Source organism: Herbaspirillum frisingense (assembly GCF_047325095.1).
Lineage (GTDB): Bacteria > Pseudomonadota > Gammaproteobacteria > Burkholderiales > Burkholderiaceae_D > Herbaspirillum > Herbaspirillum frisingense.
The window spans coordinates 4,885,784-4,907,418 of sequence record NZ_CP168558.1; the positions used below are offsets into that span (position 1 = coordinate 4,885,784).

19 protein-coding genes are annotated in these 21,635 nt (G+C 60.9%); 3 read left to right on the forward strand and 16 right to left on the reverse strand.

All coding sequences use genetic code 11. The annotated features are described in order from the left end of the window. Positions 1–466 precede the first annotated feature (466 nt). The 4 genes from ACEOAC_RS22260 to ACEOAC_RS22275 are packed head-to-tail and all read right to left on the reverse strand — an operon-like array spanning position 467 to position 6,647. Positions 467–1,810: an MFS transporter gene (locus ACEOAC_RS22260; protein WP_413443849.1), complete on the reverse strand. Its 1,344-nt coding sequence runs from the start codon at positions 1,808–1,810 to the stop codon at positions 467–469. A gap of 57 nt (positions 1,811–1,867) precedes the next feature. Then, complete coding sequence (locus ACEOAC_RS22265) at positions 1,868–3,319, reverse strand: aldehyde dehydrogenase (RefSeq protein WP_006461830.1); 1,452 nt, start codon at positions 3,317–3,319, stop codon at positions 1,868–1,870. A 34-nt stretch (positions 3,320–3,353) separates the two neighbouring features. Continuing rightward, positions 3,354–4,937 (reverse strand): benzoylformate decarboxylase, encoded by a 1,584-nt coding sequence (gene mdlC, locus ACEOAC_RS22270; RefSeq protein ID WP_413443850.1) that lies wholly within the window; start codon positions 4,935–4,937, stop codon positions 3,354–3,356. 45 nt (positions 4,938–4,982) lie between these two features. Then, complete coding sequence (locus ACEOAC_RS22275) at positions 4,983–6,647, reverse strand: FAD-dependent oxidoreductase (protein ID WP_413443851.1); 1,665 nt, start codon at positions 6,645–6,647, stop codon at positions 4,983–4,985. A 158-nt stretch (positions 6,648–6,805) separates the two neighbouring features. Here ACEOAC_RS22275 and ACEOAC_RS22280 point away from each other — a divergent pair, with 158 nt between their 5' ends. After that, on the forward strand, positions 6,806–7,297 hold the full coding sequence (locus ACEOAC_RS22280; protein ID WP_413443852.1) for a MarR family winged helix-turn-helix transcriptional regulator: 492 nt from the start codon (positions 6,806–6,808) through the stop codon (positions 7,295–7,297). A 478-nt stretch (positions 7,298–7,775) separates the two neighbouring features. Here the strand turns inward: ACEOAC_RS22280 and ACEOAC_RS22285 are convergent, their stop codons facing one another. From ACEOAC_RS22285 to ACEOAC_RS22295, 3 genes are all read right to left on the reverse strand, one after another. Next, on the reverse strand, positions 7,776–9,098 hold the full coding sequence (locus ACEOAC_RS22285; RefSeq protein ID WP_413443853.1) for an MFS transporter: 1,323 nt from the start codon (positions 9,096–9,098) through the stop codon (positions 7,776–7,778). A gap of 121 nt (positions 9,099–9,219) precedes the next feature. Further along, a complete protein-coding gene (locus tag ACEOAC_RS22290) occupies positions 9,220–9,858 on the reverse strand; it encodes a 4-carboxy-4-hydroxy-2-oxoadipate aldolase/oxaloacetate decarboxylase (RefSeq protein ID WP_006461835.1) in 639 nt (212 codons plus the stop codon). A gap of 30 nt (positions 9,859–9,888) precedes the next feature. After that, entirely contained in the window at positions 9,889–10,755 is an 867-nt protein-coding gene (locus ACEOAC_RS22295; RefSeq protein WP_413443854.1) for an NAD(P)-binding domain-containing protein, read from the reverse strand. A 176-nt stretch (positions 10,756–10,931) separates the two neighbouring features. Here ACEOAC_RS22295 and ACEOAC_RS22300 point away from each other — a divergent pair, with 176 nt between their 5' ends. Then, on the forward strand, positions 10,932–11,621 hold the full coding sequence (locus tag ACEOAC_RS22300; protein WP_413443855.1) for a GntR family transcriptional regulator: 690 nt from the start codon (positions 10,932–10,934) through the stop codon (positions 11,619–11,621). 130 nt (positions 11,622–11,751) lie between these two features. On the opposite strand, the gene ACEOAC_RS22305 is transcribed toward ACEOAC_RS22300, so the two are convergent. Then, a complete protein-coding gene (locus ACEOAC_RS22305) occupies positions 11,752–12,249 on the reverse strand; it encodes a winged helix DNA-binding protein (protein ID WP_233207520.1) in 498 nt (165 codons plus the stop codon). Between ACEOAC_RS22305 and ACEOAC_RS22310 the strand changes: the two genes are divergently transcribed. Next, a complete protein-coding gene (locus ACEOAC_RS22310; protein ID WP_413443859.1) occupies positions 12,179–12,454 on the forward strand; it encodes a hypothetical protein in 276 nt (91 codons plus the stop codon). The genes ACEOAC_RS22305 and ACEOAC_RS22310 overlap by 71 nt on opposite strands. Positions 12,455–12,463: 9 nt before the next feature. Here the strand turns inward: ACEOAC_RS22310 and ACEOAC_RS22315 are convergent, their stop codons facing one another. From ACEOAC_RS22315 to ACEOAC_RS22350, 8 genes are all read right to left on the reverse strand, one after another. Then, the gene (locus tag ACEOAC_RS22315) at positions 12,464–14,128 is read right to left on the reverse strand and encodes a methyl-accepting chemotaxis protein (protein ID WP_413443856.1); all 1,665 of its coding nucleotides are present in this window, start codon (positions 14,126–14,128) and stop codon (positions 12,464–12,466) included. A 202-nt stretch (positions 14,129–14,330) separates the two neighbouring features. Continuing rightward, complete coding sequence (locus tag ACEOAC_RS22320) at positions 14,331–15,407, reverse strand: porin (RefSeq protein WP_241813050.1); 1,077 nt, start codon at positions 15,405–15,407, stop codon at positions 14,331–14,333. A 175-nt stretch (positions 15,408–15,582) separates the two neighbouring features. Then, a complete protein-coding gene (locus ACEOAC_RS22325) occupies positions 15,583–16,173 on the reverse strand; it encodes a nuclear transport factor 2 family protein (protein WP_413443857.1) in 591 nt (196 codons plus the stop codon). 153 nt (positions 16,174–16,326) lie between these two features. Beyond that, positions 16,327–17,034 carry an ABC transporter ATP-binding protein gene (locus ACEOAC_RS22330; protein ID WP_006461842.1) on the reverse strand — a complete coding sequence of 236 codons (708 nt, stop codon included), beginning with the start codon at positions 17,032–17,034 and terminating at the stop codon, positions 16,327–16,329. Next, on the reverse strand, positions 17,034–17,747 hold the full coding sequence (locus ACEOAC_RS22335) for an ABC transporter ATP-binding protein (RefSeq protein WP_006461843.1): 714 nt from the start codon (positions 17,745–17,747) through the stop codon (positions 17,034–17,036). The genes ACEOAC_RS22330 and ACEOAC_RS22335 overlap by 1 nt, the downstream gene beginning before the upstream one ends. Further along, positions 17,744–18,778 carry a branched-chain amino acid ABC transporter permease gene (locus ACEOAC_RS22340; RefSeq protein WP_006461844.1) on the reverse strand — a complete coding sequence of 345 codons (1,035 nt, stop codon included), beginning with the start codon at positions 18,776–18,778 and terminating at the stop codon, positions 17,744–17,746. The genes ACEOAC_RS22335 and ACEOAC_RS22340 overlap by 4 nt, the downstream gene beginning before the upstream one ends. 33 nt (positions 18,779–18,811) lie before the next feature. Further along, complete coding sequence (locus ACEOAC_RS22345; RefSeq protein ID WP_006461845.1) at positions 18,812–19,678, reverse strand: branched-chain amino acid ABC transporter permease; 867 nt, start codon at positions 19,676–19,678, stop codon at positions 18,812–18,814. 133 nt (positions 19,679–19,811) lie between these two features. Continuing rightward, on the reverse strand, positions 19,812–21,098 hold the full coding sequence (locus ACEOAC_RS22350; protein WP_006461846.1) for an ABC transporter substrate-binding protein: 1,287 nt from the start codon (positions 21,096–21,098) through the stop codon (positions 19,812–19,814). Positions 21,099–21,635 lie beyond the last annotated feature (537 nt).

Genomic DNA, 21,635 nt, shown 5'->3' on the forward strand with positions numbered 1-21,635 from the left:
TGCATCGCCCACGCTCAAAATCATTAGATTCTTCAACCCACTCTGCATTGCACATCGGTGCCACGAGGATGTCTAACATAAGCGGGCAAGAAAATTCGTGCAATACGATATCGGTATAGACATCGTGAATAGAACCCAAGCAACTCGCAACTGCAATCTACAGACTTTGAACCATTTTTTCTAATACTCGGAGTCAGCTCCAGCCAGGCTTTTCAACCTCCAATAATTACAAACTTTATTGTTCATCATCAACAGTGGAATGAAAATTATCGCCCTATTCTCACAATAAAGTCGGCTGAGCCCTAACATCCGCCGAGCACCCTGATAGTGGGCTGATAGCGTAGTCAAAGGCGGATCAGCTCCCATGGAAAGACCACCAGCACGGTGGTCTTTCCACTATTGGAGCACGATAACCGCCACTGTCCACCGTCGAGTAGTCGCGCACTTAGTGCATCGCCTGAACTTTTCAGCCAGTGATTGCGGGTATATGTCGTCGCACAACCGCCAGCGCCAACAACACCAACGTCATCGCGCCAGCCAGCAACACCAGGTAGGAAAACGCGCCACCGCTGGTGATCACTGATGCGCCGGCGAACGCGCTCAAAATGGAGCCCAGGCGGCCGAATGAAAATGCCGAGGCAGTGCCTGTGGCACGCACGCTGGTTGGGTATACATGGGCACACAAGGCAACCATGGTCACCTGCACGGCGTTGACGAACATACCGTGTGCGAACAGACCACTCATGGTCGCGGCGACGTTGCTGCTCAGGTCTAGCCTTGTCAGCAACAATACACTCAGCGTCGCACCCAGGCAGCAGAGCAGCAACGGCACACGTGATCCGAAGCGGGTGATCATCAGGGCACAGAGCAGCGCACCCAGCGCCCCTCCCATGTTGTACAGCGTCAATCCGAAACCGGCGCTGGTGATCGAAAAGCCTTCGCTACTCAGCATCGTCGGCAGCCAACTGAATGCGGTGTATACCGACAGCAGGCACATAAAGAAGGCGAACCAGATCGCAATGGTATCGAGTGCAAGGTCACCTTTGAATAAGGCCGAGAATCCCGCGTGCTGTTCCGCATTCTGTTCGCGACGGTCGACGAACTGGACATCACCAGCCTCTGCAGAGAGCGGACGGGACATGCGCGCCAGCAGGACTTTCAGTTCGGGCCAGCGCGCGGGACGTCGCGACAGGAAGCGCGGCGACTCCGGCAAGGCCATAATCATCACCACGACCAGCCCCATCGGTAGCACGCCTCCGACCAGGAACAGTGCACGCCATCCAAACATCGGCAACACGAAACTTGCCAGCAAGCCAGCCACCATCCCGCCCAAGGGGATGCAGAGGATAGTGATGGTGATGGCCAGGGTGCGGAAACGTGCTGGAGAAAACTCCGCCGTGAGGGTCGATGCAGTTGGCACTGCGCCGCCTATGCCTAGGCCCGCGATGAAGCGCAGCAGCATGATAGTCGTGGTGTCCGGTGCCATACTGATTGCGGCCGTGGCGACAGAAAACACCACGACACTGACGATGACTGCCCGGCGACGCCCGAATCGGTCCGCCATCAGTCCTGCCGTGGCGGCGCCAATGGCCATGCCGACCAGACCGGCTGCTACGACCGGGGCAAAGGCGGCGCGGGTAAGTCCCCATTCCTTGATAAGGATGGGCATGGCAAAGCCGATCAGTTGGGTATCGCAGCCATCGAAGATGACCGCCAGTGCCGTCAGCAGCACGATGAGTTTCTGAAAGCGAGTGAAGGGACCATCGTCGAGCACCTTGCCGATGTCGATGGTCGTGGTGGGGCTGGTCATGCGTGTCTCCTCATGTGCGGCTTTTTGCCGCTTGTTTTGAGTGCGGTGTGGGAACGACTAGAAGGGGTAGTGCCTGGGAGTTGTTTGCAGGGTGATCCAGCGCAGATCGGTGAATTCAGCAATCCCGGCCTTGCCACCGAAACGGCCGATGCCACTGCCCTTGACGCCACCAAAGGGCATCTGTGCTTCGTCATGCACGGTGGGGCCGTTGATGTGACAGATGCCCGATTCGATGCGACGCGCCAATTGCATCGCCCTGGCAGCATCGCGACTGAAGATGGCGGACGACAATCCGTACTGGTTATCATTGGCCAGCGCAATCGCGTGTTCGTCATCATTGGCGCGGATGATCGGCTTGACAGGTCCGAACGACTCCTCATGGAAGATGTGCATCTCCGGCGTCACATGGTCAAGCAGGGTAGCCGGCATCAGCGTGGTATCGGCGCGCCCACCGCATACCAGGGTCGCCCCCTTGACGAGTGCATCCTCGATCAATGCATTACAGCGCTGCACCGTAGCCATATCGCACACCGAACCCAGCACCACGGGCCCACGCCGCGGATCTCCCACGGGCAGCGCCATCGCCTTGAGACGCAGGCGCGCAACGAAGTCGTCGGCGATACGCGCATCAACGATGATGCGCTCGGTCGACATGCAGACTTGACCTGAGTTGATGAACGCGCCGAATGCAGCGCCATCGACGGCGGCATCAAGATCGGCATCATGCAGCACCAGCAGCGGTGCCTTGCCGCCCAGTTCAAGTACGGCCGGCGTCAGGTATTCTGCGCAGCGCCGGGCAATCAGTTTGCCAACCCGAGTCGATCCGGTGAAGTTGACACGGCGTACAGCCGGTGCGGCGATGATGGCGTCGACGATGGCCGGTGCATCTTGCGGCGCATTGCTCAGGTAATTCAGTACGCCTGGCGGCAGGCCCGCATCGGCGAAGGCCTCCACAATGAGCCCATGGGTGGCCGGGCAGATCTCCGATCCTTTGAAGATCACCGTATTGCCGCAGGCCAGTGGCGTGGCCACGGCGCGCACCCCCAGAATCACTGGTGCATTCCATGGTGCGATGCCCAGCACCACGCCGGCGGCCTGGCGCACACCCAATGCCAACGAGCCAGGAATATCGGACGGGATGACTTCACCCGCTATCTGGGTGGTCATGGCTGCGGCTTCGCGCAGGGTTTCCACACCCAGGTGCACATTGAAACGTGCCCAGACTTCGGAGGCGCCGGTCTCGGCCATCATCGCCGCAACCAGGGCATCGGACTTGTCATGCAGTGCACGAGCCGCGTTCTCAAGCATGTTGCGGCGGACGCCGGGGCCGGTCTGGGACCAGGCCGGGAAGGCGCGTGCCGCACTGTGGACGGCAGCGAGCGCATCCTCGGTAGTGGCTGCGGCTGCCTCAGTGGCAACGGCGTTGTCGAGAGGATTGCGGCGCTCAAAGCTGGCGCCGGCGGTGGATGGTACACGGGCGCCGTCGATAAACAGTTGAGTCTGGTTCATGTCATGAATCTCCTTTTATGGCGAATGAGCAGGATCAGTCCACCACGATCTCGACCAGGTTCGGCCGGTTCTCGGCCAATGCACGGCGCAGGGTGTCCGCCAGCGTAGCGGCGTCCTCGACGCGCGTGGCAGGGCAGCCCATGGAACCGGCGAGGGCGACGAAATCGATGTCAGGCAGTTGCGTCCCTTGCACCGCCTCGTCCTTGCCGAAGCCGAAATGAAGTGCGAAATCGCATAGCGCTTCATATCGCCGATTGTTGAGGATGATGAAGGTCACCGGCAAACCCAATTGGCTGGCGCTCCACAAGGACTGGATCGAATACATGCTGGAGCCATCTCCAATGAGGCCGATGACCTTGCGCGCAGGCTCGGCCAAGGCCACGCCAACGGCGGCGGGCATGCCGTAGCCCAGGCCGCCGCTGGCCATCGTAAAGAAGGTGTGCGGCTGCGTGAACGGCAGATAGTGCTGCATGGTGCGACGTGAACTGGGTGACTCTTCCACCACGATATGGCTGGCATCGCGCACCTCGGACAATGTCTGCAGGACGAAGGCAGCCGTCATCAGGGGCGATGGCTCGGCACGCGGCACCGGCGCGCGAGGTGCGGGCGTCGGCCGCTGCGGATCGTCCGTACGCGCCAGCAGATCGGCCAGGCCCAGCTTGATGTTGCCCAGCACAGAGATACCCGCTGGTGCTGACGCGGCGACCGAGATGTCGTCGACCAGTTGGCACAATGTAGCGTCAGGTGGGAGATGCGGACCGCTGCCCTCGACATGGTAGGTGAAGGCAGGCGCGCCGACCACGAAGACCAGATCGTGTCCGCCCAGCGCTTGTACGATGCGCTCGCGCATCGGCGGCAGAAAGCCCGCGAACAAGGCATGGTTTTCAGGGAAGCTGCAGCGTGCCGACATCGGCGCGACAAACACACGCGCCCGGTGACGTTCGGCCAACGCGACGATCTCATCCCAGGCATTGGCCTGATCGATGGCAGCACCGACCACGAAGGCAGGCCGCCGGCACTGCGCCAGCGCCGCAGCCAGCGGTTCGATGGAGTCCGGCGCCGGACGTACCTGGGTCAATACTTGCAGGGGCTGCAGCGGTGTGGTGGAACGATCCCAGTCATCCACCGGGATCGACACGAACACCGGGCCGCGCGGCTCTTGCATGGCCACATGATAAGCGCGCACCAGGGCCAGTGGGACGTCTTCGGCGCGAGCCGGTTCGATGCTCCACTTCACATAGGGCTTGGGTAGTTCGGCCGCGTCACGCGAGCCCAGATAGGGATCGAACGGCAGGATGGAGCGGGCTTGCTGACCGGCGGTGACGATCATGGGCGTGCGGTTCTTGAAGGCGGTGAAGAGGTTGCCCATCGCATTGCCGACACCAGCGGCCGAATGCAGGTTGACGAAGCTGGCCTTACCGGTGGCCTGTGCATAACCGTCCGCCATACCGATCACGACCGCCTCGTGCAAGCCGAGTACATAACGGAAGTCGGAAGGGAAGTCGCGAAGCAGGGGCAACTCGGTCGAACCAGGATTACCGAATATCTTGTCGATGCCGACCTGACGCAGGAAGTCAAATACGGCATCACGTACAGTGAAGGAAGCGGTGGAACTCATCGTGGGTGTCTCCTTGTCGTTATCACTTATGGGATTGGCCGGACGTCAGCCTGGCAGCACATGGCACAGCAGCCGATCGATGATGCGTTCGGCATCATTGCAATCGGCGAGACTGCCGCGCCAGGCGACGATCTGATCCGGGCGGATCAGGACCAGCGGTACCTCATAGCCGGCGATGACATCGGGGTCATCGAGGTGCAGCACCGTCAGGCTGCCGCGATAGCGCTGCATGGCATGGCTGAACGGTGTGGTGTCGGCATCCGGCTGGCCCAGGCACAGCAAGGTCCAACCGAAACCAAAGTGGTCATAAAGTGAACTGCCGTCCTGCAGCCAGAAATGCGGGGGGCGTCCGCCAGGGCTGGCCGTCGGCGTATAGGTATTGGCCGCATCCGCAGGAGCCGGGCTGCCGTCGGCGATGATCGCCGGAGATCCATCGTAGCGACCACCGAAGGTGATACCGGGGATATTGAATTCGGCTCGACCATGTTGTTCCAGGTAGAGGCCTGCTGCGGCACGCGCGGCGGCGCCCTCTGCGCTGTCCTGCTCCAGTTCGGCTACAGGGGTGAACAGCCCCAACGAGTCGGCGAACTTGCGCGCGTAGCTGGTATTGCGCAGCGCCAACGGTCGGCGTTCGGCCTCATAGGTGTCCAGCAACGCCGGACTGGCCTGGCCGTGCAGTACGGCGGCCAGCTTCCAGCCGAGATTGACCGCGTCCTCGACAGCGGTGTTGTAGCCCAGACCGCCGGTGGGGGTGAACAGATGCACCGCATCGCCGCCAAGGAATACACGTCCACGCCGGAAATGATCAGCGACCAGCGAATGCCCTGCAGTCCAGCCGCCCTTGGACAGTATCTCCACCGGCAAGTCACGTCCTACCGCCGCGCAGAACAGTCCGCGCGCATCCGCCTCCGTGATGGCGTCTTCCTTCTCATGAGGCCGCAGCTGCGTATGGAAAGCAAACTCTCCCTTGCCGTCGACAGCAGCCATGAAGGCACGCCGGTCACCGTTGAAGGTGACATTCATCCATGCTGGCGCATGTGGCATCTGTTCGTAGAAAGTCGGACAGCGTAGGTAGACAGCGAACATTCGGCCGCCCATGAAATCGCGCTGCACGCCGGTTTCGCCCGTGTAACTCAATCCCAGCCGCTCTCGCACCGTACTGCGGGGACCGTCGGCGCCCATCAGGTAATGGCTGCGGACCTCAAAGCGTTCACCGGTATGGCGATGCTCGACGGTCGTGATGACGTGGTCTGAATGCTCGGTGAAATCCAGTATCCGATGCGCATAGCACACGTCTACGCCATCAAGCCGTTCAGCCTGGCGGCGCAGCTCGGCTTCGACATACTTTTGCGACACCCGGTGCGGCAGCTCCGCCGCACTCCACGAGCCCCGCAACTCGCGTGCACGGGTCTTTGCCTGCTGTGCCGACGGTAGCCGAAAGCGCGCCAGTTCATGCCCGGCATAGCGCGTGAAATAGGCAATGTCGGTGGGGAAATCCGCCGGTAGCCCCTGGCCACGGATCTCATCGGCAAAACCCAGCCGCCGGAAATGTTCCATCGTCCGTGCCTGGGTGGCATTGGCCTGCGGGTTGAATGCCGTGCTGTCCTTTTCATCGGCCAGCAGCACACTCACACCGCGTCTTCCCAGTTCGTTGGCCAGCATGAGGCCGCACGGCCCTCCGCCGCAAATCATTACGTCTACCGCCTTCATCTGCTTTCCTTTGTCTCTTGTTATAGGCGGACTTATAGTAAGGATGCCTTACTATATTCGTCAAGCTGGATTTTGTAAAAGCAAGGGAAAACCGAAGGTGCCGGTATACTTCGCGTAATCTGCCTCATTGACACCACGCCCACCCGGCGGCCAGACGCATGGATGTGACACCCAAGAAGACCCGAAAGCCGGCCAGGCCGGCAATTCCCGCCAGCAATGATGCCTGGCGTGCAACCAACCTCGGCCGCCTGCTCAACCAGGCCGTGCAGCGTTTTGAAGAGAGTGTGCTGGCCAAGATGGTCGCGGCCGGCCATGGGCAATTCACCCTGAGCCACATCAGCGTTACACGCAACCTCGACGTCCAAGGCACCCGCGCCACCGAGATCGCCAAGCGCGCCTCCATCACCAAGCAGTCCCTGGGAGAACTGGTACTACAGTTGGAGAAGCTGGGCATCGTCATGCGCGAACCCGATCCCAGCGACGGCCGGGCCAAGATCGTGCGCTTTACGCCGCAAGGCATGTTGTGGCTGGAACAGTTCCACCAGGCGGTAGAAGAGACGGAAGCAGAGATCGCGGCAGCCCTTGGACCTACGCTTTACCTGGCCCTCAAGGAAGGGCTACTCGGTTACACCGGACGACATCAGACTTGATATCCACGCCCGACGGCTATCCAGCAATTCGGCAACACGCTTGCTCAGCCTGATGTGTTGATTGCGATGTATCGATAGTGAAGTCGCGCGCCTGGTCGGCAACTTGCGCGATATGAGAGCGTGCATTGAACAGCGCCAGCGCTACCAGGCGGATCTACCAGCCCCGCAAGACGGTACAGCGACACGCTCGCGACGTTGCGCTTATACGATGGCGCGACCAGACGTATGGCCAGGCCCACCCAGAACAGGGTGATGGCAAAGAACACCGGTATCCCTGCACAGAGACCAAGGGGTGGCTCTTTGGAGTGCTTTGACAGGACTCGCGGCGCGCATAAGCTTGAAAAGTAGCTGTCTTTGCTACAGGCCGCTGGTTGGGCAACAGCGACAATACGCAAGGCTGCGTGGCTTGCGCGTCACCGATTCCATCGCAGGCGCCGTCCTCCGCCCAGAAGCGAGAGACAGCGCCGAACAGGACCGTTCAAGCGTGCGCCGGCTCACGAATGGTCAGGATGGTGATAAAGCACAGCACCGAGCACACCGCCAGAAACACCCAGACATAACTCCAGCTGTAGTTGTCCAGCAAGAGACCGGCGATCAGCGGCGCACACGCCCCCCCCAGTTGCCCGAGTGTATTGACCATCGCACTGGCCATCGGATAGACCTTGCGGGAGGTCATGCCCATCGGATAGACCATGTACGTGGAATAGCCGATGTTGAGCAGAATCCCCGTCAGCAGCAGCAGCGCGCCATACAGGAAGGGATCGGCCGGCGAGTTGATGAGGATGACCATCATGATGGTGGTGAAGAACGCCGAAATCAGCATGGCCGGCTTGCGACGCTTGTCGAGCAGGCGATCGGTCATCATGCCGCCCAGGAGATTGCCGATCACCGCGCCCACCCAGGGGGCGGCAGCGACCATGCCCATGTTGGTTACGGAGTAGCCCTTGACGCTGATCAGGTAGGTCGGAATCCAGGCGAGCAGGACGTTCACGATCGCGGTCATGAAGAAATAGCCCAGCGCCGCGCCCATGATGTTCCATGAACGAAAGATGCCCTTGGTCGTGTCGACCGTGGCGACCTTGCCGGTGCGGATCAGGCGATCCAGCAGTGCGAAATTGCGCTTGCTGCTCGGGGCCTGGGCGGTGCCGCTGGCGACCCGATCGTCATTGATGTGCTGCAGCTCCTCCTCGGACACATGACGGCTTTCCGAGGGCCGGTTTTTCACCACCAGCAGCCACACCACCGACAGGACGATGCCGGGCAGCGCGAAGATGTAGAAGATATAGCGCCAGCCCCAGTAATGGATGATGACCGCACAGACCGGCGGCACCAGCACCGGGCCGAACTTGGCGGCGGCCAGGAAGATCCCCGTCATGGTGCCTTTTTCGCGCGCCGGAAACCAGTTGTTGATGGTCGAGGTGATCCCGATGGGCAGCGGGCCTTCCGCCAATCCCAGGCCGAAGCGGTAGATCTTCAGCATCAGCAGCGATGAGGCCGTGCCGATCAATCCGGTGAACAGGGAGGTCGCCAACATGGCGAGCGAAAACACGCGGGGAATGCCAAAGCGCGTGTAGGCCAGGCCGGACGGCAGCTGCGCGAGGCTATAGGCGAACAGGAAAATGCTGGCCAGTGCACCGGCTTCGGTGTTGGACATCACGAATTCCTTGCGCAGGAACGGCAAGGCGACGCCCAGGTTGGCACGGTCGGCGGCAGCCACCGTGTACACAATGAAAATCAGTGCGCCGATGACCCATCTGAAATGGCTCTTCGACTTCGTACGTTCCATGGCTACCGCTTCCATTCAAGTCTCCTTCAGCGATTGAAGCATTTTCTGTTTTTCATCTGCGCCGCCCGGCGCCAGCAGGCCAGGGGCAGGCAGGAAGATGGAGTCCGGTCTTGCGCCGGCTCTCCCTTTCGGCGGCTTACACCAGACCGTAATTCTTGAGGATGTCCTGCAACTTCATGAGCTCGACGGTGGAGGCGCCGTCCTCGATGGCGCGACGCATCTTTTCTTCCTTTTCTTCGCGCGCGATGCTGCTGGCGATGGTCGCTTCGACTTCGTCTTTTGCCACCACTGCCAGACCGTCGCGGTCGCCCACGATGATGTCACCGGGATGGATGACGACATCGCCAATGACCACCGGAACGTTGACCCGGCCCGGCTGGTGCTTGCCGGTGCCCTTGATGGACAGGCCGCGGCAGAAGACCGGGAATCCCAGATCGATGATGGTGTTCGCATCGCGTACGCAGCCATTGACCACCAGCCCGGCGATGCCGCGCTTCATTGCCAGCACGGTCAGCACGTCACCCCAGGGACCGGCTTCCATGAAGGCCTTGGCATCGACCACCAGCACATCGCCCGGTTTGGCCTGCAGGACCGCGTAGTGCAGCACCAGGTTGTCGCCCGGACGGGCATCCACGGTCAGGGCCGGACCGGCCAGGCGAGAGGTGGGATCGATCGGTTTCATGCCGTGGTCCAGGGCGCCCTTGGCACCCTGTGCTTCGTAGACCGTGGCCGAACCGAGCTCACGCAACTGGGTAATCTGTTCTTTGGTGGTCATGATGGATATGTCCTGGGTTGGAAGTTGAAGTCAGGTTGCGTCGCCAGCGGCGAGCAACCAGGTAAGAGCCTGTCCGACGTCGGGGTTGTCCACGTCCAGTGGGCGTCGCTCCAGCAGCGCCGCGGTGGCATTGAAACGCTCCTCCACGCCCGGCAGCACCAGCGATGGCAGTCCCTGGCCGTCGAGTTCCCGGCGCGCATCGTGGACTTCATGGGCACGGCGTTTTGCATGGATCACGTGGGTGCGCACCAGCATGTCGATGAAGCTGCGCAGTGGGGTCTCGTCGATATCCTTCAGCTGGTGATACAGCTCTTCGCGTACGCCCTGCTTTTCGGCGCTCATCAACAGCTCGACCGCCAGCGCTTCCATGCCTTTGGTAAAAATGCTGCGCAGGATCTTCAGCGAAATCGCAGCACCCGGACTGGCGCCCTCGATGACCTGCACCCGGCCGTTGGCAGTGAGCAGCACCTCCCTGAAATCGGCAGCCTTGCGCCCGGCCGCCAGCAGCGGGGTCTTTTCCCAGTTGAGCGAAATGGCGCCCATGATGGCCACATCCACGTATTCGAATCCAGCCGCACGGGCGGTGGCGAAGGCTTGCTTCTTGGTCTCCGGGCTGGCGGTGGTCAGATCGGCAAATCCGGTCCCCGCGTCCAGGAACGCTGCCACCTGTTCGACCACGGCCAGGGCCTGTGCTCCGGTCACGCAGGAGAACACCCAATGTACATTTTTGAAGCAAACGCCTGGCTGCTGGTGTAGCTCCAGGCTCCATTGGCTGGCCAGCTCCCGGGCCGCCGGGGAAGGAAAGGCTTCGCAGAGGATCAGTTCATGCCCTGCTGCATAGAGGGCTTTGGCATAGCAGCGACCAACTTCGCCCATGCCGACGATTGCAATGCGCATTGATGTCTCCGGTTTGAATATTTTTACGAAGAATACAAAAAAAGTACAATTAAGGCAAATCAGTTTCTTGTCGCGCCTAAAAAAACCACAAAAAGAACAATATTGGGACATTCAAGCCGAATGAGCCGCCCTGTTGGACGAGGTCGGGATGGCGCATATAGAATCCGCCATCGGCAATGGAAACGGGAGCATCGAAGGTGGAACGCGGCAAGGACAAGGTCTACGAAGTACTCCGGCAGCGTGTTGTCGGAGGACGATACAAGCCAGGCACCCAGCTCAAGGAAGAACCGCTTGCGCGTGAATTGGGAGTCAGCCGTACGCCTGTGCGGACCGCCCTGAGACGTCTTGTCGAGGAAGGCCTGGCCACTGCCGACGCCGGCCAGGGTATCCACGTGGCGGCCTGGAGCGAGTGGGATATCGAAGAAACCTTCCAGCTGCGCATGTTGCTGGAGCCCTATGCAGCCAGCCTGGCTGCCGAGCGTGGCGACGAGGAAATGCTGAAGATCCTGAAGGACAGCAATGAGAGGATGGCCACTGCCATCCGCGATGGCGGCCCCCATTCAGTCGAAAAGATCCAGGCGGCCAACAGCACCTTCCACCGGACCATTCTGGATTATTCCGCTTCGCCGCGCTTGCGTGCGATGCTGGAGACCATCATCGACATGCCCATCATCGTCCGTTCCTTCCACCTCTATGAACCGGCACAACTGGAGCAAAGCCTGCATCACCATCAGGACCTGGTCCTGGCAATGGAAGCAAAAGATGGTGAACTGGCACGCCAGGTCATGCGCCTGCACCTGCGAATGTCCTACCACCGCTTCATGAAGCGACGCAGCGAGTATCAGGGGCTAGGCGCGCCCGGATGACTGCTCGCGGACAGGTCCGCAGCATGACACCTTGAGGGCTTCCGCATGGATTGAGGAGGGAGTCTGGGCGATGCAGGTAGGGGGCTACGAGAAGGCGCCGGCCCGCAGACGGCCGGCCGCCCTGTTGTTCTTACATCGACGTCGCCGACCGCGCCGCCTGCTCATACAAGCCCGACAGCACGCGCAGGAACCGGGCCAGCTCTTCCAGCTCGTAGCTCTCGGTGTTGTCGCCGGTGAGGCTGGAGACCAGCAGCTGCTCCCTGATCTCGTAGTACCGCTTGCAAAGATCCTGTCCGGCCTCGTTGGTCGAATACAGCACTTCCTTGCCGCGCCGCTCGGTGCTCACCAGGCCCAGGGCGTGCAGCTTCTTGAGCGAGTAGTTGACCACGTGCGTGTCCTCGATATTGAGGATGAAGGCGATGTCGGCCAGCTTCTTCTCGCGTGCGCGGTGGTTGATATGGTGCAATACCAGGACGTCGGTGGCCGTCATGTCCTTCATGCCGGCTGCCGAGATGCAGCGGATCATCCATCGGTTGAAGGCATTGCTGGCGATGATCATGCCGAACTCGAATTCGCTCAACTCCTTGCTCCTTCCTGAAGCCAGATGCAGTGACGATACGATCGGCACCTTGCCTGGGGTGTTGGGCTGGGCGAAATTGGCTTTCGGGGTTTTCTTTTCGGTTGGCATAAAGGTCTTTGAAAAGCAGACAAGATCACTGACCGCCACAGGAAATAACGTCGAGAGATTTTCCCCGCCGCCGGCGGTCAGTCGAGAAACCCCGATTTTAAACCCCAATTTCCTCGGCAAGGTGAGCCAGATTGGGCTCTGTTGAATCTGCAGTCTACTTTTCCACCAGCAACTTCCTGTCCTCCGGCGTCCATGCCAATGGCGCCCCGGCATGCTCGCCTGACAATTCCCAGTCCGCCGCGCCAGGTTCGTGCGTCGTCTGGCTTGCCTGCGCACCCTGTGTCTTGAAGATCGATACCGCCCGCCCCAGCGCCAGCGAGCGGTCATGCATCTGCTGCGCAGCCGCTGCCGCCTGTTCCACCAGGGCCGAGTTCTGCTGCGTCATGTCATCGATCTGCTCGACCGCCTGATTGATCTGGCGGATGCCTTCGCTCTGTTCGTCGCTGGCGGCCGATATCTCGATCATGATGTCGGCCACGTGTTTTACGCTGGAGACGATCTCCTGCATGGTCTGCCCGGCCTGGTCCACCAGCGCGCCACCGGCATCGACCTTCTTCACCGAGCTCTGGATCAGCCCGGCGATCTCCTTGGCAGCAGCGGCGCTGCGCTGGGCCAGGGCGCGTACCTCGGCGGCGACCACGGCAAACCCGCGTCCCTGCTCACCGGCGCGGGCTGCCTCCACGGCAGCGTTCAACGCCAGGATATTGGTCTGGAAGGCGATGCCATCGATCACCCCGATGATGTCGACGATCTGGCGCGAGCTCTCCTTGATTTCCTTCATCGTGCTGACCACCTGCGTGACCACGTCGCCCCCTTGCGTGGCGACCTGCGAAGCGTTGAGCACCAGATGATTGGCTTCGCGGGCGTTCTCGGCATTCTGGTTGACGGCATTGGTCAGCTCCAGCATGGAACTGGCGGTTTCTTCCAGCGTGCTGGCCTGCAGTTCGGTACGGGCCGACAGGTTGGCATTGCCTTCGGCGATCTCGCGCGCCGCCACGGAAATGGCGTCGGACCCCTCGCGTACCTGCGTCACCGCGCCTACCAGGCCGTCGCGCATGTGTTCCAGTGCCGCCAGCAGCTTGGCCGTTTCGTCCGAGCCGGTGGCCTCGACCTGGACCGCCAGATCACCACCGGCCACGCGCTCGGCAATATTGATGGCGGCATTGAGCGGGCGCGTGATGCCACGCATGACGGAATAGCCCACCAGTGCCGCCAGCAGCGTGGCGATGCTGGCCATGGCAATCATCAGCATACTGGCCGAGGTGGCCACCTGTTCGGCGTCGCGCCCGCCCTCTTCCATGCGGCTACCCTGGTAGGCGATCAGGTTGTCGAGGGCCTTGAAATAGGCGCTCTGGTAGGGGGCGATCTCGGGCAGGATCAGGTCCCGCGCCTGCTCGACCTGCCCATCCTTGACGGCGGCGATGAAATTGTTCAGCACCGGCGTGTACTGGGCTCGTGCAGCATTGACTGCCTTGAGCATGCGCAGCCCGTCTTCCGAACTGGTATTGGCGGCAAACTGCTTGAGCGTGTTTTCGATGGTCTTGCCGGCCCGATCGATGGCGTCGAGCTCGCCCTTGATCTCGTCGACCGTGCTCATGAAGAGCAGGTTGCGCATGCTGCGCGCCGTCTCGTCCAGCGCACTCTTGACCGAGTTGGCCATCACGGTGCGCGGATAGTAATCCTTGGCGATCATGGCGATGCTGCCGTTGATCTGGTTCAGGCGCAGTACGCCAATGGCCGTCAGCGCCAGCATCAGGAAGATCACAATGCCGAAACCTGCGCTCAGGCGTTGTCCGATGTTCAGATTCTTCAACTTCATGTGGATGCTCCTTGCAAGTCGAAATGCGGTAACGACGATGGTGTCAGCCTGCATCTCCTCCGCACCTGGCCGACGACTCCCCTCAAGACATGGAGCCGTCGGCAATCAGGCCCGGCGTCACGCACAGTAAGAAACTGCCTGCCCGGAAAAACGGGCACTACTTACCTTTCCCCCTCAAGACTGCATGCGCCGGAAAAAGCCGTTAAAACGTATGGCGGATGCCAAAGTTCCAGGCGCTGTTACCGGAGCCGGTTTCGATGGAGCTACCCACGGTGTAGGGTGCGCCATTCTTGTTGCTGATGTGTGCATACATCGCGTACAGGTCGGTGCGCTTGGACATGGAGTAGCGATACCCCAGCGCGACCTGGTTGGCGTCCTGGTTGCGGGCGGTCTTGTCGTTCTTGTGGATGTACGAGGCCAGCACGGTGTGCTGCACGCCGAACGGTACGGTCACGCCGATGAGCATGTCGGCGCTGTCGGTGGAGGCGAACACGGGACCGGTGCCATAGGAATTGACGGTGCTGCGCAGCGGCGAGCTGTTGACGCCCTTGTTGATGCCATAGGCGCCGTGCAGCTTGAGCACGCCAAAGTCGTACACCGCACCCAGCAAGGTGCTGCGTCCGCTGCTGGTCTCGGCGGTGGTGGTGTCGTTGTTGCGACCATGGAAGCCCAGGCGTACATTGAGCGGACCGTTGCTGTACTGCACGGCAGCGCCGACCTGGCTGGCGGCCTTGGTGGAGCCGGCCGTTTCGCCGAAACCATAAGCCAGTTCACCGGTGAAACCAGCCACCTTGGGCGAGATGTACTTGACGGTGTTGTCCATGCGGCTGGAGCTGTTGCCGGTGTTGGGCATCAGGTTGGCTGCATCACCGGCATAACCGGTACCGAACGGATCGACCATGGCCAGCGTCATGTATTGCGGTGTGTACTGACGTCCCACCAGCACCGAACCCATGCCGCCATTGAGGCCGACATAGCTTTGGCGACCGAACAGCAGACCGCCCTGCCCCAGTGCACCGGTATCGTTCTGGAAGCCCGACTCCAGCAGGAACACCGCCGACATGCCGCCGCCGAGATCTTCCGTACCCTTGAAGCCGATGCGCGAACCGCCGCTGATACCGCTGGTCAGCTTGTTCACCTTGCCTGCAGCGCCACCGGTTTCGATGACGTAACCGGTATCGATCAGACCGTAGATGGTCACCGACGATTGCGCCGATGCGGGCAGAGCGTAGATACCTGCCGCAGCCATGATCGACGCAGCCAAAATCCTTTGTTTCATTGTGATTCCCCGTAAATGATTTCCAAAAAATCGCGTATCGGCATGATCGTGCGCGCCCTTCCATGCCGATACGCGCCAGCCCGCCGCACACCGGAAGCAATTGGCCTTTTTGCCTCCAGCGCTTGAACGGGAACTGCAAAACCACTGCTATCACGACCCTCTTCGGGGTCCTCGTTCACGCCGGAGCGAACACGCCCTGCTCCGGCCTTTCAAATTTTTCGGACAGGAATTCCGTCACGAAGCCAAACGCCGGATTGCAGCGGGCCAGCGGTGCCAGCGCCTCGTCCAGTGCTGCCGGCCGCAACCACGGGTATGGCAGGAAGGATTGCAGCGTCGTCACCAGACCGCCCGCCCGGTCGGGCAGGCTATCCATGCGGTCGATGCGGATATGCATTTCCGAGATGCGCCAGCCTTCACCCTCCGGAACGAATGACCAGCGATCGCTGCCGCGTCCGATGCGCAGCTTGGCCTGGACCTTGTCGCGCATGATGACCAGCCACGGCAGGTGATCGATTTGCGCACCGGCACCGGCTGGCACGTCGGCCAGGTAATAGGTGCGGCATTGCGAGAACTGACGACCAAAATCGGTCACCAGCGTCTGCGCGATCCCTTCGCTGCCCACCACCAGCGGCGGAAACGAAATGCCGTCATCGCACACGGCAATGGTCAACATGGCATTGGGCGCGAAGATGTCGTGGATCAGCCCGGGACTGCCTTTGTCTTTTGCATGGACGTACGCTTCCAGCAGGGATTTATGCGTCAACATAAAAGTCCTTGGTTCATGACGGCCACAGCCGTCGCTCGCGATGTGGAGGGAAGCGGGGGGCCCGGGGACGGGCACGCCGGATCGGTCCCGATGGGCTACTCGTTCAGGCGGTCTGTCACGGCTTTCCTCTCGGGCATGGGATGGGTCTGCATGTCACAGGCCGCCCAGATAGGCCTTCTTGATGTCTTCGTTGTGCAGCAGTTCGTCGCCGCTGCCTTCCATGACGATGCGCCCGGTCTGGATCACATAGCCGTAGTGGGCGATGTCCAGTGCCTTGTGCAGGTTCTGCTCCACCAGCAGGATGGACACGCCCTTGGCGTTGATCTGCTGGATGGTGTCCAACACCTTGGTCACGAACTTGGGTGCGATGCCCCAGGACGGCTCGTCCAGCAGCAGCAGCCTGGGCTTGGCCATCAGGCCGCGACCGATGGCCAGCATCTGCTGTTCGCCGCCGCTCATGGTACCGGCCAGCTGATGGCGCCGTTCCTTGAGGATGGGGAAGGTGGCATACATCTCGTCCAGGGAGGCCGCCACTTCGGTGCTGTCGGTACGGGTGTACGCGCCCAGCTCCAGGTTGCGTTCCACCGTCAGGCGCGGGAACAGGCGACGCCCTTCCGGCACCAGCGACAGGCCCAGCTTGACGCGGTCAAAGGAAGGGATCTTGCCGATATCCTGGCGCTCGAAGCTGATCTGGCCGGCATCCGGCTTGTTCAGCCCGGCGATGGCGCGCAGCGTGGTGGACTTGCCGTTGCCGTTGCCACCGACCAGCGCCACGATGCTGCCGGCTTTGACTTCCAGGTCGACCTTGGACAAGGCCAGCACGCCGTCATAGCTGGCGCGCAGATTGGTTACTTGCAACATCATTCATCTCCCAGGTAGGCGGCAATCACGTGCGGGTCGTTGGAAACCTCGGTCGGGCTTCCATCGGCGATCTTCTTGCCGTAGTCCAGCACCACGATCTGGTTGGCGATGGGCATGATGCCTTCCAGCACGTGCTCCACGATCAGGCAGGAGATGCCACGGTCGCGGATCTTCAGCACCACCTCCACGGTTTCCTTCACCTCGGTGGGATTGAGGCCGGCCATCACTTCATCCATCAGCAGCAGCTTGGGCTTGACCGCCAGGGCGCGGGCCACCGCCAGGCGGCGTTGTTCGCTGATGGTCATGCTGCCGGCCGGCTTGTCGGCGAAGCGTCCGAGGTTGACGAACTCCAGCAGCTGGCGCGCCGTGTCCCGCACCTTGGCGACGCTATGCTCGTTGAGGAAGGCACCGACCATCACGTTCTCCAGCGCGGTCATGCTGGTGAAGGTGCGCGCCACCTGGAAGGTACGGCCGATGCCGATGCGGGCACACTGCTCCGGGTTCATGCCGGATATCTTCACGTCTTCCAGCCAGATGTCACCGGTGGTCGGGGGCGAATAGCCGGCGATGCAATTGAACATGGTGGTCTTGCCGGCGCCGTTGGGCCCGATCAGGCCAACGATCTCGCCGACCTGGACATTGAAGGAGATATCCTGGTTGGCGGTCAGGCCGCCGAATTTCTTGTAGACGTTCTCGACACGAAGCAGGCTCATTTGCTGCCCTCCTGATGTTGCTTGTTGGCTTTGCGGCGGGCCAGATAGGTCCGCACGTAACCGACGATGCCGTTCGGGTAATAGACCGCGATGGCGATGATCAGCGCGGCGTAGATGATCAGGTCGGTACCGCGACCGGTGCCGCCGAAGAGGGTACGCGTGCCTTCCTCGATGGCCGTCAGCAGCCCGGCACCGACGATGGGGCCGAACAGGGTGCCGATACCACCCAGGATGGAGACCAGCGCCATCTTGATCGAGATGCCGGTACCGAGTACCGATGCGGGATCGATATAGAGTTCCTTCTGGGCATACAGGCTGCCTCCCATGGCGGTGAAGAAGCTGCTCACGGCAAAGGCGATCTGCTTGTACTTGGATAGGCTCACCCCCAGGCTGCGGGCGGCATCCGGTTCATCCTTGATGGCCCGGAAGTAATAGCCCAGATAGCTGCGCTCGATCCAGGCATTGGCCAGCAATGTCACCAGCAACAAGCCCAGCGCGATGTAGTAGTAGGGCTCCTTGCCGCTGAAGATCATCTTGGACCAGCCCTCCTCGCTCATGGGAATGGTCAGGCCCACGGCGGCGCCGGCGAAGTCCCAGTTGGTGAAGACGATCTGGATGATCTCGGCCACGGCAATGGTGGCCATCGCGAAGTAGTGACCTTTGAGGCGGAAGCAGGACCAGCCGATCACCAGGCTGGTGGCGGCGGCGATCAGTCCGCCGGCCAGCATGGCGATCCAGGGACTGATGCCCCAGATCGAGAACATGATGGCCGAGGTATAGGCGCCGATACCGTAGAACGCCACGTGGCCCAGCGAGACCTGGCCGGCATAGCCGCCGACGATATTCCAGGACACGCCGATCTGGGCCGCCATCAGGATCAGGATCGCCAGGTTGAGGTGGGTGGGAGAGGTGACGAACGTGGGCAGGGCCACCGCCACCACCAGCAGGATCGCCAGGGCGATGCGCATCTTGTTGGCCAGCGCGCCCGACGGCGGCGCTGTGATGATCAGGCCGGAGGTATTCTTGGACATGGATTTTCCTTCTTGACTGTATCGGTGGCGTACTCAGGCTTTGCCCATCAGGCCCTGCGGACGGAACATCAGCATCCCCAGGAACAAGGCCAGCACGATCAGCATCTTGTATTGCGGTCCCAGGAGGAAACCGCCCATCACTTCAATCAGGCCTACCAGCACGCCGGCGATGAGGGCACCGACCACGCTGCCGAAGCCACCCAGGTTGACCACCACGAAGGCGATCAGGATGAAGTTGGCGCCCACTTCCGGGAAGATCGGGAAGAAGGTCGACAGCAGCACGCCGGCCACGCCCGCGCAGGCCGCGCCGATACCCCAGGCCAGGGCAAACATCTTCTGCGAATCGATACCCATCAGCTGGGCGGCTTCCTTGTCGGCGGCAGTCGCCTCCAGGGCCGCGCCCAGGCGGGTACGGGTGAGGAAGGTATAGATCACGCCGGTGACGATGATGGCGCCCAGGCCTGCGGTCAGCTGGGGCGTGCCGATCTGGATGCCGGCGATGGACACCTGGCCGCTGACCATCGAGTTCTCGATGGTGCGGAAGTCGGCCTTCCAGAAGAATTGCGCGATACCACGGAACAGGATCATCAGACCGAAGGTCGTAAAGATCTGCGACACCATCGGTGCATTGGTGATCTTTCGGATGACCAGTTTGTAGAGCAGTGCACCCAGCGCAAAGAGGAACAATGCCGTCAGCGGCAGGGTGAAGATGGGGTCGAGCGCGAACAGGGCGAACAACCAGAAACTGGAGTACATCCCGAACATCAGGAATTCGCCATGCGAGAAGTTGACAATATCCATGACGCCAAAGATCAGGGTCAGGCCGATAGCAACGAGCGCATAGATCAGTCCGATCAGCAAACCAGACGCAAGGGTCTGCGCCAAAATATCCCAAGACATAATTTTTCCCTCCAACGAACTATTCACGCACCGTCTTATCAGCCGCCTGCGATGAAGATTTTTCCGCGGGGAGGCCGGCCCGGCCTACGTCACCGGCCTGCCGCCCCGTGGCACCATGAGTGCTATCGCCTGCTTACTTGCGTTGGTCCCACTTCGGCATCGGCCAGACCACATCACGGGTGGCCATGTCGAACGGCCACACGGTGTAGTACTTGCCGTTGATGATCTGCAGCAGGATGCCCGAGCTCAGGGTGTTCTGGCCGTGCTCGTCGAACTTGATGCCCTTCCACGGCATGATCAGCTTGTCGCCCGGGATGTTGGTCTCGGCCAGTGCCTTGCGGATGGCTTCGGCATCGGTCGAACCGGCGCGGTTGATGGCATCGGCCAGGGTCATGAGACCCGTGAAGGTGCGCGAGGAGTTGCCGGTGAAGTTGATCTTGTAGCGGTTGTAGAACAGATCGTTGACCTGCTTGATCAGCGGGTTCTTGGCAGCCAGGTCGAGCGACCAGACATCGCGGGTGATGATGTAGTCGGCGTCCTTGCCCAGGGTCTTGATGAACTCGGTGTCGATGAAGCCGGCGTCATTGGCCAGGATCATGTCGGGGTTGAAGCCCAGCTCCTTGTAGGTCTTCATCGACAGGATGGCGTCACCCAGGTAGGACGACTGCAGCACCACCTGCGGTGCGGCCGCCTTGAGCTGCTGCACTTCCGAGGTCAGCTGGGTGCTCTTGGCAGGGTAGACCACGGTCTTGACCAAGTCGAAGCCACGGTCCTTGGACAGCTTGGTCTCCAGCTTGGTGGTTTCGTTGCCCCACAGGGTGTTTTCGTTGAAGGCGCCGAGCTTGTTGACCTTGATGCCCTTCTTGGCTTCCAGCTCCTTGAAGAACTCATAGAAGTTGGTCACGAACAGGTCATCGTGGGCGGTAGTGCGGAAGAACCACTTGAAGCCGCGCTGGGTCAGCGACGCCGAGGACGATTCCGGGTTCAGGTAAGGCACCTTGTAGCGTTCTGCCACCTGGCTGGTAGTGGCGGTGACGTTGCTGAAATAGCTGCCGACCAGGGCCACGACCTTCTCCTGGCTGATCAGGCGTTCGGCTTCGGTAGCACCGACCTGCGGGTTGCCCTGGGAATCGGCGAACACCAGCTTGATCTTGGCGCCCTTCAGGTTGGGCAGGCCGCCACCGGCCGAAAACGGCAGGTTGGGTACGCCCTTGGCACCGTTGTTGATGATGTCGGCAGCCAGTTCCAGCGCGTCCTTCATCTCGGCGCCGGTGGAGGCGGCAGCACCGCTCAGAGGATAGATGACACCGATCTTGATTTCTTGCTGTTGCGCGTGTGCCGCAAACGCGACCAGGGAAAACGAGACCGCTACCCCTGCCGTGCGGACCGCTTTGACGCTGTTGGAGATGAGACCTAGCATGATGAGACGCTCCTTGTTGTATTGAATGACACCCAAAATCCCCCACCGCATGAAGCCTTTAGCGGGAGCTACCCCAAATAACCGGCGCACATTGCAAGCTCTTCCCTGAAGAAGCTTGCACGACGCCCTCCTCCCCGGCGGACCGGCAAGGCTTACTGCCATCTTCGGAACCTGCGCGACATGGCTGCCCTGGCGGAACAGCCCGGCCATCGCGGCCCAGGTGATGCGGTTCTTTCTGCTGACTATCGACTGACGGATTCGGACTGCTGGAATGTCGCTGTGCTGGTTGACAGGGCTCCCCGTCAACAAAGCGTCACTCCCCAAATGGCGACGTGCATTGATGCCACGTCCTTATTGCTTTGCTTCTTTTTCCATTTTTTGTCTCTGCTTGTTTTTTTTGTTGAATCCTATATTTTTCATCGATAATATGTCAATAAATTATTTTTAAATAAAAAACTAAATACAGACAATTTCTTCGTCGTGTTATTAGCAAAGCGCGTGCCAGAATTTGAAGTCGAGTAGGGACAAGGTGGAAAA